This window comes from Brachybacterium sp. J153, assembly GCF_036311905.1.
Lineage (GTDB): Bacteria > Actinomycetota > Actinomycetes > Actinomycetales > Dermabacteraceae > Brachybacterium.
Genome location: NZ_JAZDCH010000011.1, coordinates 26,018 through 42,455 on the forward strand (window position 1 = coordinate 26,018; position 16,438 = coordinate 42,455).

Genomic DNA, 16,438 nt, shown 5'->3' on the forward strand with positions numbered 1-16,438 from the left:
TCAGTCGAGGAAGGTGTCGATCACGGAGTCGGCGAGGGTCGCGCCGACGTAGCTGCCCACGACGTCCCCGACGATGCCGCCGATCACGCCGCCGGCCGCCGCGCCTCCGCCGCCGCCGACGACCGCGCCCGGCACGGCCCCGACGCCGCCGGCCGGAGCGCCGGCCGCCGCGCCACCGCCGCCGCCGAACAGTCCGCCGATCGACGTGCCGATCGTGGTGCCGATCGACCCGCCGATGGCGCTGCCCGCCAGGGACCCGCCGAAGTTCACCGCACCGTCGAGGAAGGCCCGCCCGATCCGCTCACCGGTGGAGAGGTCGCTCCGGCCCGCATCGTCGTTCCAGCGGTCGATCCCGGCCATCACGCCGGTGAAGACGTCGCCGATCACGGGGATGAAGGCGGGGACGCTGCCCTTGCCGAGCGCGAACTCGCCGAAGTTCTTGGCGAAGCTGTGGGTCGCGGAGATGATGCCGCCGGCGCTGTCCACGCCGTCGATGCCGATGTTCTCCTTCAGGTTCTGCCAGAACTCGCCGAAGGAGACATCGCCCCAGTCCGCGCCGAGGAAGGAGGAGGACTGCGCCGAGGAGCTCCCGCCCCCGGGGCCGCCGCCTGGGCCACCGCCCGGGCCGCCCGCGCCGCCGCCCGCAGGGTCCGAGGCGCCGTCCTGCTCCTCGACATGGCCCTCGAGATCGCTGCCCCGGGTGCGGAGCGACTCGGCGGCGGAGGTCAGCTGCGGGCGCACGGAGGAGTCGAAGGCGGCCGCGAAGCCGTCGGCGTCGGGCCCGATCCACTCGGTGCCGACCAGCGCGCCCACCTGGGAGGACAGCGTCTCGAGCAGAGTGTTCAGCGTCTCGGCGCGCTCGGTGAACCGGCCCGCGAGGTCCGTGACCTCGGCGGTGTCCATCCCCTGGAATGCGTTCATGGCTCCTCCACGTGTGTCGACCCTGCTCGCTGACGGTACCGGCCGCCGCGCGCGGGCGACATGGGGAGAGGTCCCCATGGGGCGATGGGAGGATGTCGGCATGGACCCCGTACTCCTCCTGCTCGCCCTGGTGCTGCTCCTGCTCGGGGCCGGACTCGCCGTCCTGGCGTTGCTGTTCCGGGCGGGGCGGGGGAGGGTCTTCCGCTCCTGGGCGGGACCCGAGGGCGTCGGTCCGGGCCGAGGGTTCCGCTACGTGGAGGGCCTCGTGCTCGTGGTCCTGCCGCTGTGCGCGCAGGCGCTGCTCGTGGCGGCCCCCCTCGCCCTGCTCGCCGCGATCGACGCGCTGCGGGCGCTCACGACGGCGGTGCTGCTGCCGGTCGTGGTGATCCTCGAGGTGATCCTCTGGGTGGTGCTGCTGCTCGCGACCAGCTACCGGTCGATCCTGCCGCTGTGGATCTATCCGGGGTGGCTGCGCCCGCAGCGCCGCCGCGAGCGGGAGCTCATCCGCGGGCGGTGAGCAGGGGACGCAGCAGGGCGCGCGCGGCGCTCGTCGGCGTGGCTCCGACGAGGCGCCCGGCGCTCGCCGGGTCCGCCACCAGGTAGCGGCCGCGCAACTGGACGAGCACCGCCCGCGCATCGCCCTCGGCGCGCCGACGGACCAGGTGGACGGCGCGGGGCGGGGCGGCCTCGAGCGCCGGGTCGGCGGGGGCGGGCAGGGCCCGGGCGGCGTCGAGCGCGCGTGACCAGGCCGCCTCCCGGAGCGCGTCGTCCGGGGCGGCGAGCTGGTCGAGCAGCTCCTCCGGAAGATCCAGGTCGCTGCCCTCCGGCGGGCTGCCGAGCGGGGCGATCGCCGCGAGACGCAGCAGCACCCCGGGGAGCGCGGGGGTGGGATGCACCCCGAGCTGCTCGGAGCGCTCGACGTCGCGGGGATCGCGGCTGCGGCGCAGGACCCCCGCGCGGGAGAGGGTCAGGGTGTGCACGCTGAGGCGGGTCGGTGCGGAGAGGCGCACCTCGATCTCCCCGCGCGCGGAGGCGAGGATCTCGTCGACGAGGGCGGTGTCGAGGTCAGGCGTCGGCATCGGGGGTCCTCTCACGGCTCGGCGGGGCGGGGGCCCAGGTGGCGGCGATCCGGTCGAGCTCCGCGCCGTGCTCGGCATCGACGAGGGGCAGGGTGGTGAGGGTGAGCGTGAGGCCCGTCCCTTCGTGCACGAGGCTCCAGGAGCGGACAAGGAGGGTGGCGCCCTGCGGGTCGGTGAGGACCGAGCTGGTGTGCCACAGCTCCTCACCGCCCGCGCCGGGCACGGACCGCTCCTCGAGGATCTGCAGGTCGGGGAGGGTGGCGAGGCGCTCCTCGCGGACCGCGGCCTGCCAGGACGCGAGCGTCCCTCCCGGAACCGGGTCCGCCGCGGTCAGCACGATGTTGGTCTCGATCGCGGGGCTGAGGGTGCGGCCGTCGGAGAAGGCGGCGAGGGCCGGCGCGGGGGCGTCGACGGCGCTCCAGGTCGCGGGGAGCTCGAGGGTCGTCGCGGTACCGGGCCGATCGGGGCGGGTCGCCGGGACGGGTCGGATGGTCGTGGCCATGGACACACCCTAGGCCGAGGTGCTGGTGCGCGTCGCCCCCGGGCGGAGGGCGCGGGTCTGCGCGTCGATCGTCCCGTAGGTCATCCGGCGCAGCAGTCGCTCGGCCGGGCCGCGCATCCCGCGCGCCCCCATCCAGGCCGCGATCGGCAGGGAGAGCAGCCACACCGCGAACGCGATCGCGAGCGCCGGCGCGGTCGAGAGCACGCCGCCGAGGCCCAGGCCCCAGGACGCCATCAGCGGGGCGAGCAGCAGCGATTGGAACAGGTAGAAGGTCAGCGAGCGCTGGCCGACGGCCGCGAGGGTCTGCTCGAGCAGGCCCGCCTGCCGGGTCCGCTGCGGCACGAGCGCGGCCGCGGGGACCCCGTAGGACCGCTCGGCCGCGGTGAGGGCGGCGTCGTCGAACCGGCCGGGCGCGTCGCTGCCGTCGGCCGCCGTGCCGGGACGACGGCCCTCCCAACGCACCGCGATCAGGCCGAACAGCGCCGCATAGCCGACGCCGCAGGCGACGCCGGTGAGGGAGGTGAGGCCGGTGAGCATCCACGGCGCCGCGGCCGGGAGCTCATAGATCCCGGTGATCGCGAGGGCCTCGGGGAGCCCGCCGAGCCAGCCGATCGCGATGCCGATCACCGCGGTGCGGCGCAGCAGGTCCACGTGGCGCCACGGTTCGTCGAGGATTCGGCGGCGGCCCGCGAGCCAGCCCAGCAGGATCGGCAGCGCGGCGCCCAGGATCGCTGCGGCCGGCAGGGCGAACGCCCACATCCCCAGCCGGTACAGGATCGAGACGAGGTACGGGGTGTCGTACGCGAGACCGCGGGTGAAGCCGAGGTCGGAGCCGGCGGAGGCCATCTCGATCTCGGCGAGCGCCTCCTCGGGGACGAACAGGGCCATGGCGAGACCCGAGGCGATCGAGAACAGGGCGAACAGCAGCATCAGCGCGGAGATCACGATCACCCAGATCTGCAGCGTCCGCGTGCGTCGGCCGAAGAACCACCACACCAGCACCAGCGCGGAGACCGCGTAGACGCCGAGGATGTCGCCGAAGAAGAGCAGCGCCGCATGCAGCGCGCCGAGCAGCAGCATCGCCCAGTGGCGGCGCCGCAGCATCCGTCGCACCGCGACGGGCTCGAGGCCCCGGTCGATCCGCGATCGGTAGAACTGCACCATGCCGTAGCCGAACAGGAACGCGAACAGCGGCATCGCCCGGTGGTCGACGGCGATCGTCATCACCACCTGCGCGACCGTGTCCAGCGGCCCGTCGGCGGGGATGTGCGGGGTACCGCCGACGGAGGTCGACGCGCCCCACAGGTACCAGGAGACGTTGGCGATCGCGATGAGGGCGAGCATCAGCCCGCGCGCCACATCGGGGGCCAGCGAGCGGGCCGGGGCGGAGGGGAGGTGTCCGGGAGCATCGGAGGAGGTCACGGTGGGGCCTTCCGGTCAGGCGGGCGACGTGCTCCTCACGCTAGTGCGGGCACCCACCTCGCGTCCCACGACGAAAGTCATGGGTCCGGTGGGTTATTCCGCTCCCTGCGGTGGCTCTCGCCACCGCCGACCCGGCGGTCCGCGCGGCGCGGCGGACCCGCGCGATGCCTAGACTGGCTCGGACTGCTCTACCCCCGATTCTCGACAGTGAGGCTGCGGTGAACGACCACCTGAAGACGACGGTCCAGGCGATCAACTGGAACCGGATCCCCGATCCGAAGGACCAGGAGGTCTGGGACCGCCTGACGGGCAACTTCTGGCTGCCCGAGAAGGTGCCGCTGTCCAACGACATCCAGTCCTGGAACCGGCTGCCCGAGCAGGAGCAGAACCTCACCATGCGGGTCTTCACGGGCCTGACCCTGCTGGACACGGTGCAGGGCACCGTCGGTGCGGTCTCCCTGATCCCCGACGCGATCACCCCCCACGAGGAGGCGGTGTACACCAACATCGCGTTCATGGAGTCGGTGCACGCGAAGTCCTACTCGCAGATCTTCTCGACCCTGTCGAACACCAAGCAGATCGACGAGGCCTTCCGCTGGAGCGAGTTCAACGAGCCGCTGCAGAAGAAGGCGAAGATCGTCATGGGGTACTACCAGGGCGACGATCCGGAGAAGCGCAAGGTCGCCTCGACCCTGCTGGAGTCCTTCCTCTTTTACTCCGGCTTCTACCTGCCCATGCACTACTCCAGCCACGGCGAGCTGACCAACACCGCGGACATCATCCGGCTGATCATCCGCGACGAGGCCGTCCACGGCTACTACATCGGCTACAAGTTCCAGAAGGCGCTCGAGAAGGCCGACGACGCGCGTCGTGCCGAGCTCAAGGAGTACACCTTCGACCTCCTCAGCGACCTCTACGACAACGAGGAGGAGTACACCGAGGACCTCTACGACCCGGTCGGCTGGACCGAGGACGTGAAGACCTTCCTGCGCTACAACGCGAACAAGGCGCTGATGAACCTCGGCTACGAGGCGCTGTTCCCGGCGGAGTCCACCGAGGTCAACCCCGCAATCCTGGCCTCGCTCTCCCCGAACGCCGACGAGAACCACGACTTCTTCTCGGGCTCCGGCTCGAGCTACGTCATGGGCAAGGCCGTCGAGACCGAAGACGACGACTGGGACTTCTGAGCCCTCCCGCTCGACCCTGCTGACGGAGCCCCGGCACCGCGGATCACCGCGGGCCGGGGCTCCGTGCGTCAGGGGGTTATTCCCGTTCGGGCGACCCGCGCGACGCGCGAGTTCTGTGGAACATCCCCGTTCCGCGGCTCCGGAGGCGCACACTGGGCATGCAGTGTTCCGACCCCTTCCCCCATATTAAGGAGCGTGCATCATGGGTCTTCTCTGGGCCATCATCTCGTGGATCATCATCGGCGGCCTGATCGGCCTCATCGCGCGGGCGGTCATGCCCGGCAAGCAGTCGATGAGCCTCGCCCTCACCGTCGTCCTGGGCGTCGTCGGCGCGATCGTCGGCGGCTTCATCGGCGGTCTGTTCGGCCGCGACGGCATCAGCGGCATCATGTCGAACCCGTGGAGCATCGGCACGATCCTGCTCGCCGTGGTCGGCGCGCTGATCGTCATGGCCATCTACGGCTTCGCCACCAAGGGCCGCGCCTGATCACAGCGCGCACGAGCCTCGTACGACACCCACGCGGCGCCGTCCCGGATCATCCGGGGCGGCGCCGCGTCCGTCGGTCCGGAGGCATTCCCCGCGGGGCGCGCCGCGCCTACGCTGGCGGCGTGGCCCGCCACCGGCACCTCACCGAGCTCCAGCAGCGCGAGCACCTCGCGCTGCGCTTCGGCCTCGTGCTGCGCCGACCCGCGGGCCCGTCGGCCGAACGGCCCCGCCTCGGGCCCTCGCTGCGGCGGGCCCTCGCGGTGCCCTACTACGGCCTGCTCCACCAGGGGAACGTGGTGCCCCGAGCGGCGCCGGCCCAGCGGGGACGGCTCCGCGGGGTGCTCGCGGTGCAGGTCCCGGCGCCGGGGTCGACGATCGACCAGGTGATCGAGGGGGCGGAGCGGATCGCCCGGGTGCTGATGGCCGAGCACGAGGCACCGGGAGCCGTCTACTCCGTGCGGGCGGCCGACGGGGATCAGCCGACGGGGCGGCACCTGCTGGTCGTGGACGCCGCGGCGTCCGCGGGCGGGCCGATGGAGGTGCCGCTGCCGGACGGTGACCTCGACCCGCTGCTACGGGCACTCTTCCGCACTGTCGAGGACCGTGCGGGCGACCTCGCGATCGTGCGCGACCCGGTCGCGGTGCGGGAGGACCCGGGCTCGCTCTGGCGCTGGCTCGTCCCGCTGCGCGACGCGGGCTCCGCCGAGGAGTTCGCGGAACTCCATCGCCGGATGTCCTTCGAGGTGCTGACCGCCCTGGTGGGCGCCGAGCAGCGGGAGCTGGCGCCGCTGAAGTCCGTGCCGAGCTGGTACCTCGCCCCGGAGTGATTCCCGCGGGCGCGGCGGCAGTCGGACCGACGGGGGCTCAGAGCGGCACGTCGGCCGGGCGGTGGCCGACGGGAGCGGCAGCGACTCGGCCGGAGGACCAGCGGGCCGCGTCGGCCTGGAGCGCGGGCAGCAGGTCCTCGGCGAGCAGCACCGTCAGCAGAGCCCGGCGCGACGAATACTGCGTCTCCTCGACCATGGCGCCGTGGGATGCCGCCCAGAGACGGACCGCGTTCTCCCCGACGCCCGCCTCAGCGAGCGGCACCTCCAGCTCGGCGACGGTGAGGAGGGTGCGACGGCGCAGCTCCGCGGCCGCGACCGCCTGCTCGACCCCGGCGGTGTAGGCGCGGACCAGACCGCCGGCCCCGAGCTTCACCCCGCCGAAGTAACGGATCACGATCGCGAGGGTGTCGGTGAGACCCGCGTGGAGCAGGCCCTGCAGCATCGGCATCCCCGCCGTGCCCGCCGGCTCCCCGTCGTCGTTGCTGCGGTGGACCTCCGCCGACTCCTCCCGCGCCCCGATCACGAGGGCGGTGCAGTGGTGGCGGGCGTCCGGGTGCTCGCGCCGCGCCGCGTGGATCAGGGCGTCGGCCGCGGAGACCTCCTCCACCCGGTGCAGCCGGGTGAGGAAGCGGGAGCGCTTCTCGACCAGCTCGACCTCGACATCGGCGGCGAGGACGAGGGGATCAGGCATGAGGGGAAGTGTAGGCGGGGCGGAGAATGGGTCGAAGGTCCCCCTCCCTCGGGAGGGTGCCGCGGACCGGGGACCGGAGGATAGCCTGACCCTGGCCATCCCGCTCCCCAGGAGGATCCCGTGACCTACGCACCTCAGCCCTCGGCTCAGCAGTTCCCCGGCCCGGCGCCCGTTCCGGCACCGGCCAAGAAGGGCAAGGCGCCGATGATCCTCATGATCCTGGGCGGCGTGATCCTCGTGCTCAGCGTGATCGTGGGCATCGTGATCACGGTGATCGGCATCTCCTCGACCGCGGGCGGCTACAACGAGATCGAGGTGTTCGAGAGCGGCAGCGGCAGCGTCACCGCCGAGGCCGGGGACGTCCTCCAGTACTACGTGCCCGAAGGCACCGCGATCCCGACCTGCGATATCACCGCGCCCTCGGAGGCCGCGGTCGGCGAGGGCACCGCGCAGACCTCGAGCGTCACCAAGGACGGCGTGACCTGGGAGTCCTTCGACTCCATCACCGCGAACGAGGCCGGCGAGTACGCCGTCGACTGCCACGGCACCCCGGTCGCCGTCGGCCCGCCCGTCTCGATCGGCGGCATCTTCGGCGCTCTGGGCGGCATCTTCCTCGGCCTGGGCGGCGGCTTCGTCGGCTTCGTGATCCTCCTGGTCGGGATCATCCTCGCGGTGCTGCGCCGTCGGAAGGCCTGACCGATCGCGGTGCCGGGCGGGGGAGGGGAGACCTGCCCGGCACGGCTAAGATGGGCGGGCCCGCTCGGCGGGTGAGGGCCTGTAGCTCAGTCGGCAGAGCATCGGACTTTTAATCCGCGGGTCGAGGGTTCGATCCCCTCCGGGCCCACCGGGTGAGAGGCATATTGTGCATCTGGGTTAACCGCGAGGTGTAGCCCACGGTGTAGCCAAACTCCGTGAGACAGTGCAGGTGTAGCCCAGGTGTAGCCCAGGCCTAGCAGGGGTGTCGGACCTGCGGGGCACACTTCTCCCTATGGCGCTGATCAAGACTCCCGCGGGTTGGGCTGAGCCGCCGATGCCGCCCTGCCCCTGCGGCACGACGGCGCACATCCGCAGCTTTCGCTTCTGTCGGTGTGCTGGCGCCGTGGGTGGCGGGCATCCGCTGTGGATTTGCCGGGGCTCTGGTGGGGAGCGGGCGCGGGGGTGTGTGGGGGCGGTCCCGGTCGAGCCGTGAGGCGCGGCTACTAGCGATCACTCCACCGTGATCGTCACGTCCCGGCCCTCGTCGGTCTGCTGCCAGGACATGCGCACGTTCGACCAGGAGTAGTCCTTCCCGCTGGTCCCGGATCCACCGAGTGCGTGGTGTAGTCCCTGTCCGCGATCTCGGGCGCGTCCATCTCGGCCACGAAGTACTGGCGCTTGTACGCCGGCCAGTCACCTCCGAGTAGGGACACAGAGGAGTCGACGACCTCAGCTCCGTCGAGCTCGCAGGCAGCGAGCGCGGCCTCAAGGTCAGCCACCGTGTAGGTCTTCTCGGCAAGTGCCGTCGGTGCCACGGGCTCGGGCTCGTCGCCGAGGGCGTACCCGCCGAGGAACGCTCCGATCCCGACGGCCAGGCTTCCGCACGCCACCGCGACGGCGAGGAGCACCGCCGAGCTCTTCTCGAGCGTCACGCTCACGTCACGACCTCCGCATCGACGAGGGCGTCGGGCCCAGCCCGTCGCCTGGTCGCAGGCTATCCGGTGGGGCGGATGCCCGGCCAAGGACGCACGAAACCGCCCCCACCGCAGACCCGGAGGTCCACGGTGGGGGCATGGAGGGGCGCGAACCCGGGACGCCGGGGAGCATCGGCGGTATCGTCGCTTCCACCCCACCAGTGAGGAGGTGTCCCGTGGATCGAGACACTCTGATCCAGGTCATCGCATCAACGATCAGCGGCACCGAGCGGGAAGACGACGCGAGCGACTTCGACGTGCCCGCGATCGCAGACGAGCTGCTCCGCGACCAGCCCGACAGCGACTTCGAGACCCTCGACCCGGACGAGTTCTGGCCCGTGGTCGAGCGCCACCGCCGCTGAGCATCGGCCCCCACCGCGAGGCACCGTCGACAAGGAGAGAGCATGGACCGAGACAGCCTGATCAAGTACATCAACGCCACCATCGCGAGCGGCGACGCGCAGACGTCCGCGCTGGACTACGACGTCGAAGCGATCGCGGACGAGCTCGAGCAGCAGGCTGGGCCCGGCGGGGACGCGAAGGTAGAGGCTCCCGTGTTCTGGGCAACGATCGAGAAGCACAAGAAGAACGCGTGACGACCACACAGATGAGCGCGCCGCGCCGCGGGAATCCTCGCGGCATCGACTAGCTCGCCATCGGTCTCGGTCGGGTCACGAAGCGCCCTGGACGCGAAGAACCGCCCCCACCCTCCCGCAGAAGAGGCCTTGTCCTGGGCGTTCACCGCTAGGCGGGCCTTCATGCGGTCGCTGATCGAGTAGCCGACGATCCGGCCGGAGAACACGTCCTTGATCGCACAGAGGTAGAGCTTGCCCTCGTCAGTCCAGTGCTCGGAGGGGGCACCTCCCGCTGCGATCATGCGCGGAGCGCGCAGCGGGGGAATGTCAGTCAGCCAGAGCTCGTTGGTGTCGTCAGCGGTGAAGTCCCGCTTCACGAGGTCGTCGTGCACGGGCGGTCCCGGGCGTTTCTCGTTCTTCCCGCGCTTCTTCCCGAACACGGACCACCACTGGTTGGCCCGGCAGATCCGCCACGCAGTCCGCTCACACATGCGCTGACCGGCGACATCCGCTTCGCCGGCCAGGAACCGGTACCCGCACTCGGGATCGTCCCAGTGCGCGTCGAACAGGGCATTGGCTCGACAGGCCTCGACCAGCTCAGACTCGGTGAGTTGCTGTTTCCGCCAGCGGTAGTAGGGCTGGCGGGAGAGCTTCAGGACCCGCAGGGACACCGCGACGGGGATCTCGTCGACGGCGAGCTCGCTCACCAGCGGGTAGAGCCTCTTCCCGGCAGGTTCGCCTGAGAGAGGTAGGCGGCAGCGCGGCGCAGGACCTCGTTCTCCTGCTCCAGCAGCCGAATCCGCTTACGCGCATCACGGAGCTCGGAGGACTCCTCGCAGGTCTTGCCGGGCCGGACACCGTCTTCGACGTCAGCTTGGCGTATCCAGTTCGTCAGGCAGGACTCGGAGATCCCGAAGTCCTTCGCGATCACCGAGAGCTTCTGGCCAGGTTCACGGTACCTCGCGACGCGGACGACATCGTCACGGAACTCCTGAGGATACGGAGCAGGCATGGTCCACATCCTTCCCTGCGACGCTCCACAGCGCCACAGATCAAGTGACACCTACCCGCGCATCAGTCCCCTCTTCCGCGCCCGCCCGCTGGCGGGTCAGATGCCGGCGCCGACTGGAGAAGTGTTCCTAGCAGAGGGGTGACGCCGACGGCTCGCCTTGTGGAACGTGCTAAGTCCCACGGCCCGTCGACCGTACGATCGGCGCATGATCCGCCATACCGTGTCCTTCACCCTCGTCCACCCGGCCGGCTCGGCCGAGGAGACCGACTTCCTCACCACCGGTCCCGCGCTGCTCACCGCCATCCCCGGCGTCGTCGACTTCGTCGTCTCGCGCCAGGTCTCGGTCAAGAGCCCGTTCGCCTTCCAGTTCGCGATGAGTTTCGCGGACCAGGCCGCGTACGACGCCTACGACGCCCATCCCGACCACCAGGAGTTCGTCGCCACCCGCTGGCAGACCGAGGTCGCCGACTTCGCCGAGCAGGACTTCGTCGCGTACCCGTGACACCGTGACTGATCGGGTGCACTGACTGCGCACCCCTCTAGGTGTACTGGCCGGAGAGGTTGATCGACCTGTACTTAGTCAGCGCGGAAGGTGCGCCGGTAGTTCGTGGGAGTCACGTCGATCTCTCGACGCAGGTGACGCCGTAGCGTGCTTGCTGTTCCCAAGCCGGTGCGCTGCGCAATGACGTCCATTGGCAGGCTGCTGTTCTCCAGTAGTCGTCGGGCAGCAAGAACCCGCTGGTGCAGGATCCATTGCAGGGGGGTCTGTCCCGTCTCAGCAACGAAGCGCCGCGCGAGCTGCCGCTCGGACAAGTGCGTATGGCGCGCCAGATCGGCGACGCTGAGGCTCTGCTCGAGGTGGTCCACAATCCAGTCGGTGAGCTCGGCGAAGCCATGTGTCGGGGGAGCTGCCGCTGGCTCGATGTATTGGGCCTGGCCGCCTGCTCGGTGGGGCGGTACCACCATGCGGCGGGCAATACGGGCGGCGACCCGCTCCCCAAGGTCCCTGCGCACCAGGTGCAGGCATAGGTCGATTCCGGCGGCCACGCCGGCACTGGTGGCGACCTGTCCGTGGTCCACGTAGAGCACATCGGGCTGCACCGTGACTTCGGGGTACAACCGCTGCAACTCCCCGGCGTCCTGCCAGTGCGTGGTGGCGGTAAGCCCGTCAAGGAGCCCGGTTGCAGCGAGGGCGAAGGCACCAGTGCACACCGACGCGACTCTTGTGCCGCGCTGGTAGGCGTTTCGGAGCGCCATCAGCGTGTCGTCATGAGGACGGTGGTGGGGCCGGTAGCCAGGGATGATGATCGTGCGGGCGTGGGCCAATGCATCTAGGTCATGGACGGCGCCGATGCTGAATCCACTGGAGGTCATGACGTCGTCACCGTCGGGCGTCGCCACCGCGAAGGTGTACTCCCCTTCGGCGGGGTGTCTGAAGACCTGGGCAACCGTCGACAGGTCGAAGGCGACCACTCCGGGCAGGGCGAGGGCGACGACGTGGTGTGGCATGCGACGATCATGGCAGGAATTGCGCGCACTGAGTCATTCCTGCCGCTCGCCCTGGGCAAGGCGTCCCGGCAGGGTTGATGCCATGAGCAAGCGCATCGTGATCGACCTTTTCGACGGTACGGAGGAACTCGACGCCGTCGGGCCGTGGGAAGTGCTGTCGTACTGGACTCAGGCGTATCCGGCCGATGGCTGGCGGGTGGACCTGGTCACGAATGACGGCCAGCCCCGCCGCTGCGCCAAGGGACTCCAGGTGGTTCCCACCGCCGCCAAGGCAGCGGTGCCGCGCCCCGACCTCATCGTCGAGCCGGGGGGACGCGGCACCAGAGCACGCCTTGCGGACACTGACCACCTGCGGTGGCTCTGCGACGCCGCCGAGAGCGGGGCCCTGGTAAGCAGTGTCTGCACCGGGGCCTTGGTACTTGCCGCCGCAGGGCTCCTGCACGGACGCCCGGCTACCACCCACCACGCAACTTTCGACGAGCTACTCGCCCTCGACGCGACCATCACGCCATGCCCTGACCAGCGCTGGGTCGACGATGGGCAGATCGTCACCGCGGCCGGCGTCTCGGCGGGCATCGACATGGCCCTTCACCTCGTCGGCCGACTCGCCGGCCCCGGCCGCGCCCGACAAGTACAGGACGGAATCGAGTACCACCCGGCGCCGCCCACGTGGTCAACGCCCACAAACCACTGACACAGCCCCTTCCCAGATCAAGGAGTCATCACATGACCGAAACCCGTAACCCCACCCCGCCGTTCACCGCCGAAACCGCCGCCCGCAAGGTACAGGCCGCCGAGGACGCATGGAACACACGCGACCCCGAGAAGGTCGCGCAGGCCTACAGCGTCGACACCGTCTGGCGAAACCGTGACCAGTCGATCACCGGCCGTGACCAGGTGATCGCCTTCCTCACTGCCAAATGGAATCGGGAACTCGGCTACCAACTCCGCAAGAACCTGTGGGCGTTCACCGATGACCAGATCGCCGTGCGATTCCAGTACGAATGGCACGACCAGGACGGCCAGTGGTGGCGCTCCTACGGCAACGAACTGTGGCGCTTCGACGCGCACGGCTACATGACCCATCGCGAGGCCAGCATCAACGACTGTCGCATCGGTCAGGAGGAGCGACGCGTCACCCCAGGCCAGGGCGAGCTTCCCACCTGGTAATACCCCTCCGTCCCGCGACCGGATGCCTCTGTCTGTCGAGATGACGCGCGAGTGGATGCCCCGGGGCTGGACCATCCGCGTGACAGCACCAACCAGCTGGCCGGCGACCGTAAGGTCGCCGGCCACTTTCGCATCCGAAAGGCTCTACGTGTCCCACCCCAACGCCGCTCTCACGCCCCGGCACCGCCTGATCGTCGGCCGTCTCGTGGTCGACGATGGCTTCCCGATCAGCGAGGTCGCCGCCCGCTTCCAGGTCTCCTGGCCCACCGTGAAGCGCTGGGCCGACCGCTACCGCGCCGGCCAGTCCATGCAGGACCGCTCCTCACGACCTCACCGATCCCCGAGCAAGACCAGCCAAGCCACGACGAAGCGCTGCATCCAGCTCCGCCTGCGGCTGCGCGAAGGCCCGGTTCAGCTCGCCTACCGGCTCGGGATCGCACCGTCGACGGTCCACCGGATCCTGGTCGACGCCCGACTGAACCGGCTCTCCCACGTCGACCGCGCCACCGGAGAACCCGTCCGCCGTTACGAGCACGACCACCCCGGGGCGATGCTGCACGTCGACGTGAAGAAGCTCGGCAACATCCCCGACGGCGGAGGCTGGCGCTACGTCGGCCGACAACAAGGCGACCGCAACCGGGCCGCCACACCCGACAAGCCCCGCAACAAGTACAGGGACCCGTTGATGGGCAAGGCCTACGTCCACACCGTCATCGACGACCACTCCCGCGTCGCCTACGCCGAGATCCACGACGACGAAACCGCCCTTACCGCCACCGCTGTCCTGGTCCGGGCGGTCGAGTGGTTCAATGCGCGCGGTGTCACGGTCGAGCGGGTCCTGTCCGACAACGGTGGCGCTTACCGGTCGCACATGTGGCGAGACACCTGCGCAGAGCTCGGCATCAAGCACAAGCGCACCAGGCCCTATCGGCCGCAGACCAACGGCAAGATCGAGCGCTTCCACCGCACTCTGGCAGACGGTTGGGCCTACGCCCGCTGCTACACGAGCGAGGCCGAGCGGCGCGGCGAGCTCGACGGCTGGCTGCACTACTACAACCACCACCGACCCCACACAGCCTGCGGCAACCAGCCACCCGTCTCACGATTGAACAACGTCCCCGGTCACTACATCTAGGTCGCCGCGCCCCGATCCCGCCCTACGGCGGGATCGGGGCGTCGTCGTCCCCGGGCGGATGGCGGGTGTGGCCCATGGTCGGCGGTCGCGGGTTGTCGCCGTCCCTCCCTGCTTCCCGGTGTTCCACCCGTCGCGGCGATCCGGAAATGGTTCCTCCCCGATGCGTGCTTATCCACAACGTTATCCACGAGGGTGACCTTTCCTCCCCAGGGCATGGTTATCCACAGTTGACGGTGGAGTCGCGAGAGGGGCAGGTCAGAGGCTTGGCGCTCGTCGGTGGTCACGTCATCGGACGACCTGTCGATCAGTGGTCGAGTGGGCGAGAAAGTTATCCACAAATCGCAGAAAGTGCTTTCGATTTGACGCCGATCGTGGGAGGATCGACGCATGTTGATGCAGTCGCCTCCGGACGCCTCGGTGGAGCCCGTTGCTCCCGAGATGGCGCTCCATGCGCTGCGCGAGGCGGGCCCGCGGACCCTCGGTGAGCTGCTCGGGGACGTGGACTTCCTGCTCACCGCGATCGCTCGGGAACCCCGGGAGATGTTCGCCCCGGGGCGCCGCGACCGCCGCGAGTACGCGACCCTCCTCGCGAGGGTGGAGGAGGCGCGCAGCTCGCTGGACGCTCTGGAGGCTCGGACGATCGTCGCCCTCGCGGAGGCGACGCGGCGGGACGAGGTCGCCGTCGCGCAGGAGCGGGCTGCGCAGGAGGAGGAGGCCGTCCCGCCGCTCGATCTGCTCCATCGCCGTGCGGACGGGAAGACCGTGCGCGACCTGTCCCTGACCCTGCGGGCGGCCCCGTCGACGAGTCGCCGGTCCCTGGCCGCTGCCCGGCGCCTGGTCGACTCGATGCCGGCCACGCTCGAGGCCCTGGCCACCGGGCAGATCACCGCCGCCAAGTCGTACGCGACCGCGAACGTGGCGGCTCCGCTGGATCCGGAGCGCCGGCGGGTTCTCGACGAAGCGCTCCGCCAGGCGATGCCGCAACTGGACGGTGCTGGGGTCGCGCAATGGCGGAAGGAGGTCGGGGCGCTGATCTCGGAGCTGGATCCCGCGGGGGAGACCGATCGTCACCGGACGGCGCGGCGGGAGCGCCACGTCACCCTCACCCCTGGCGAGCACGGGATGGCGACCCTCAGCGCGTATCTGCCCGCGCTCGAGGCGAACCTCGTGCGCAAGCGGCTCTCCCTCGAGGCCGAGCGTCGGCGGGCGGAGGGAGTGCGCGAGGGGCACTCGGCGCTCATGGCCGACGCTCTCGTTCAGACGCTGCTCGGCCGCGACGAGGCGATGGACCCGGTCACCCTCGATGTCGGCGTGGTCATCACGGACCGTGCCCTGCTCGAGCCGCAGCGCGGTGATCCCGCGCAGATCGAGGGATACGGCCCGGTCCCGGTCGAGGCCGTGCGGCAGGGTCTGCGCGATGCGCTCACCGAGCCGGAGGATCCCCGCCGTGATCCGGACGGTCCCCACGGCCCGCAGCTCCGCGCCGTCCTGCGCCGCCTGTACACGCACCCTTCAACGGGCGAGCTGGTCGCCGTCGAGTCCCGGGCCGAGGTGTTCCCGCCCGCGCTCAAACGGTTCCTGCTCTGGCGCGACGGGAGCTGTCGCGCTCCGTATTGCGATGCGCCCGCGCGCCATGCCGATCACATCCACCCTCGCCGCGACGGCGGGCCCACCAGCATCGACAACGGCCAGTACCTCTGCGCCGCCTGCAACCTCGGCAAGGAGGACGACTCGCGGAGCGTCGAGCGGGTGGGGGACGCATCGCGCACGGTCGCGGGGCAGGATGCCGCCGCGGCCGCAGGTCCCGATGCGCCGGGGCGGGTGATCGCGGGCCGCAGCCTCGGCGGCGCCGTCCGCTGGACCGGCCACTCCGGGGTCTCCGCCGTGAGCGTCGCGCCCCGGCTGTCGAGGACCGTCGCGACGTTCTCCGCGACCACGGCGCAGCCCGCGGCGGAGACGACGGCACAGGTGCCCGACTCCGCGGGGACGGAGGTGACAGTTTCAACGGAGGCGCTGCCCGCGTCGTCCGCCAGCCTCAAAGGCTCCGTCCATCCCGGGGCCGCGGGGGACTCCGCCCTCGCCGACATCGAGATCCACGGGACCGTCGACTCCACGGAGCCGACCGTCGCCTCCGACACCGTCGCCTGCGCGCCCGCTCCGCTCACGCTGGTGCGCAGGATCCCCGTCGGCGACGGCGGGGGCTCCGGCCCGCCCGCCCGCCGAACGTACCAGCCAGTAAGGTGCCGGTAGC

At 70.6% G+C, this 16,438-nt stretch carries 19 protein-coding genes, 1 tRNA gene and 1 pseudogene; 12 read left to right on the forward strand and 9 right to left on the reverse strand.

The genetic code is table 11. The features are described from left to right. Window positions 1–921: a WXG100 family type VII secretion target gene (locus V1258_RS06690; protein WP_329748924.1), complete on the reverse strand. Its 921-nt coding sequence runs from the start codon at window positions 919–921 to the stop codon at window positions 1–3. A gap of 100 nt (window positions 922–1,021) precedes the next feature. Between V1258_RS06690 and V1258_RS06695 the strand changes: the two genes are divergently transcribed. Beyond that, window positions 1,022–1,438, forward strand: a complete 417-nt coding sequence (locus tag V1258_RS06695) for a hypothetical protein (RefSeq protein ID WP_329748925.1) — start codon at window positions 1,022–1,024, stop codon at window positions 1,436–1,438. On the opposite strand, the gene V1258_RS06700 is transcribed toward V1258_RS06695, so the two are convergent. From V1258_RS06700 to V1258_RS06710, 3 genes are read right to left on the reverse strand one after another with little or no spacing between them, the layout of a single operon-like run. Next, window positions 1,422–2,000: a hypothetical protein gene (locus V1258_RS06700; RefSeq protein WP_329748926.1), complete on the reverse strand. Its 579-nt coding sequence runs from the start codon at window positions 1,998–2,000 to the stop codon at window positions 1,422–1,424. The genes V1258_RS06695 and V1258_RS06700 overlap by 17 nt on opposite strands. Next, entirely contained in the window at window positions 1,987–2,502 is a 516-nt protein-coding gene (locus tag V1258_RS06705) for a hypothetical protein (RefSeq protein ID WP_329748927.1), read from the reverse strand. Before V1258_RS06705 ends, V1258_RS06700 begins: the two co-directional genes overlap by 14 nt. Window positions 2,503–2,511: 9 nt before the next feature. Beyond that, window positions 2,512–3,924, reverse strand: a complete 1,413-nt coding sequence (locus tag V1258_RS06710) for a DUF418 domain-containing protein (RefSeq protein ID WP_329748928.1) — start codon at window positions 3,922–3,924, stop codon at window positions 2,512–2,514. Window positions 3,925–4,142: 218 nt separating this feature from the next. Between V1258_RS06710 and nrdF the strand changes: the two genes are divergently transcribed. From nrdF to V1258_RS06725, 3 genes are all read left to right on the forward strand, one after another. Beyond that, entirely contained in the window at window positions 4,143–5,111 is a 969-nt protein-coding gene (nrdF, locus tag V1258_RS06715; protein WP_329747370.1) for a class 1b ribonucleoside-diphosphate reductase subunit beta, read from the forward strand. A 202-nt stretch (window positions 5,112–5,313) separates the two neighbouring features. Beyond that, on the forward strand, window positions 5,314–5,598 hold the full coding sequence (locus V1258_RS06720; RefSeq protein WP_329748929.1) for a GlsB/YeaQ/YmgE family stress response membrane protein: 285 nt from the start codon (window positions 5,314–5,316) through the stop codon (window positions 5,596–5,598). Window positions 5,599–5,720: 122 nt separating this feature from the next. Beyond that, complete coding sequence (locus V1258_RS06725) at window positions 5,721–6,425, forward strand: hypothetical protein (RefSeq protein WP_329748930.1); 705 nt, start codon at window positions 5,721–5,723, stop codon at window positions 6,423–6,425. Window positions 6,426–6,462: 37 nt separating this feature from the next. Here the strand turns inward: V1258_RS06725 and V1258_RS06730 are convergent, their stop codons facing one another. Next, entirely contained in the window at window positions 6,463–7,116 is a 654-nt protein-coding gene (locus V1258_RS06730) for an IMPACT family protein (protein WP_329748931.1), read from the reverse strand. Between the two features lie 120 nt (window positions 7,117–7,236). Here V1258_RS06730 and V1258_RS06735 point away from each other — a divergent pair, with 120 nt between their 5' ends. Beyond that, a complete protein-coding gene (locus tag V1258_RS06735) occupies window positions 7,237–7,812 on the forward strand; it encodes a hypothetical protein (protein ID WP_329748932.1) in 576 nt (191 codons plus the stop codon). Between the two features lie 75 nt (window positions 7,813–7,887). Next, a tRNA-Lys gene (locus tag V1258_RS06740) sits at window positions 7,888–7,960 on the forward strand. Window positions 7,961–8,339: 379 nt separating this feature from the next. Here the strand turns inward: V1258_RS06740 and V1258_RS06745 are convergent. Beyond that, window positions 8,340–8,750, reverse strand: a complete 411-nt coding sequence (locus V1258_RS06745) for a hypothetical protein (protein ID WP_329748933.1) — start codon at window positions 8,748–8,750, stop codon at window positions 8,340–8,342. A gap of 212 nt (window positions 8,751–8,962) precedes the next feature. On the opposite strand from V1258_RS06745, the gene V1258_RS06750 reads away from it, so the two are divergent. Continuing rightward, window positions 8,963–9,148, forward strand: a complete 186-nt coding sequence (locus tag V1258_RS06750; protein ID WP_329748934.1) for a hypothetical protein — start codon at window positions 8,963–8,965, stop codon at window positions 9,146–9,148. Window positions 9,149–9,498: 350 nt separating this feature from the next. Here V1258_RS06750 and V1258_RS15240 read toward each other — a convergent pair. Continuing rightward, window positions 9,499–9,708, reverse strand: a pseudogene (locus V1258_RS15240) (hypothetical protein); the annotation flags it as partial. Between the two features lie 356 nt (window positions 9,709–10,064). Further along, window positions 10,065–10,373 (reverse strand): transposase, encoded by a 309-nt coding sequence (locus tag V1258_RS06760; RefSeq protein ID WP_329748936.1) that lies wholly within the window; start codon window positions 10,371–10,373, stop codon window positions 10,065–10,067. Between the two features lie 205 nt (window positions 10,374–10,578). Between V1258_RS06760 and V1258_RS06765 the strand changes: the two genes are divergently transcribed. After that, window positions 10,579–10,875 (forward strand): Dabb family protein, encoded by a 297-nt coding sequence (locus V1258_RS06765; RefSeq protein ID WP_329748937.1) that lies wholly within the window; start codon window positions 10,579–10,581, stop codon window positions 10,873–10,875. Window positions 10,876–10,949: 74 nt separating this feature from the next. On the opposite strand, the gene V1258_RS06770 is transcribed toward V1258_RS06765, so the two are convergent. Further along, complete coding sequence (locus V1258_RS06770) at window positions 10,950–11,882, reverse strand: GlxA family transcriptional regulator (protein ID WP_329748938.1); 933 nt, start codon at window positions 11,880–11,882, stop codon at window positions 10,950–10,952. An 82-nt stretch (window positions 11,883–11,964) separates the two neighbouring features. Here V1258_RS06770 and V1258_RS06775 point away from each other — a divergent pair, with 82 nt between their 5' ends. The 4 genes from V1258_RS06775 (at window position 11,965) to V1258_RS06790 (ending at window position 16,437) form a co-directional block, all read left to right on the forward strand. Continuing rightward, window positions 11,965–12,576 carry a DJ-1/PfpI family protein gene (locus V1258_RS06775; protein ID WP_329748939.1) on the forward strand — a complete coding sequence of 204 codons (612 nt, stop codon included), beginning with the start codon at window positions 11,965–11,967 and terminating at the stop codon, window positions 12,574–12,576. 32 nt (window positions 12,577–12,608) lie between these two features. Further along, a complete protein-coding gene (locus V1258_RS06780; protein ID WP_329748940.1) occupies window positions 12,609–13,052 on the forward strand; it encodes a nuclear transport factor 2 family protein in 444 nt (147 codons plus the stop codon). A 148-nt stretch (window positions 13,053–13,200) separates the two neighbouring features. Further along, window positions 13,201–14,187 carry an IS481 family transposase gene (locus V1258_RS06785; protein ID WP_329748941.1) on the forward strand — a complete coding sequence of 329 codons (987 nt, stop codon included), beginning with the start codon at window positions 13,201–13,203 and terminating at the stop codon, window positions 14,185–14,187. Between the two features lie 387 nt (window positions 14,188–14,574). After that, entirely contained in the window at window positions 14,575–16,437 is a 1,863-nt protein-coding gene (locus V1258_RS06790; RefSeq protein WP_329748942.1) for an HNH endonuclease, read from the forward strand. The last annotated feature ends 1 nt before the right edge of the window (window position 16,438 follow it).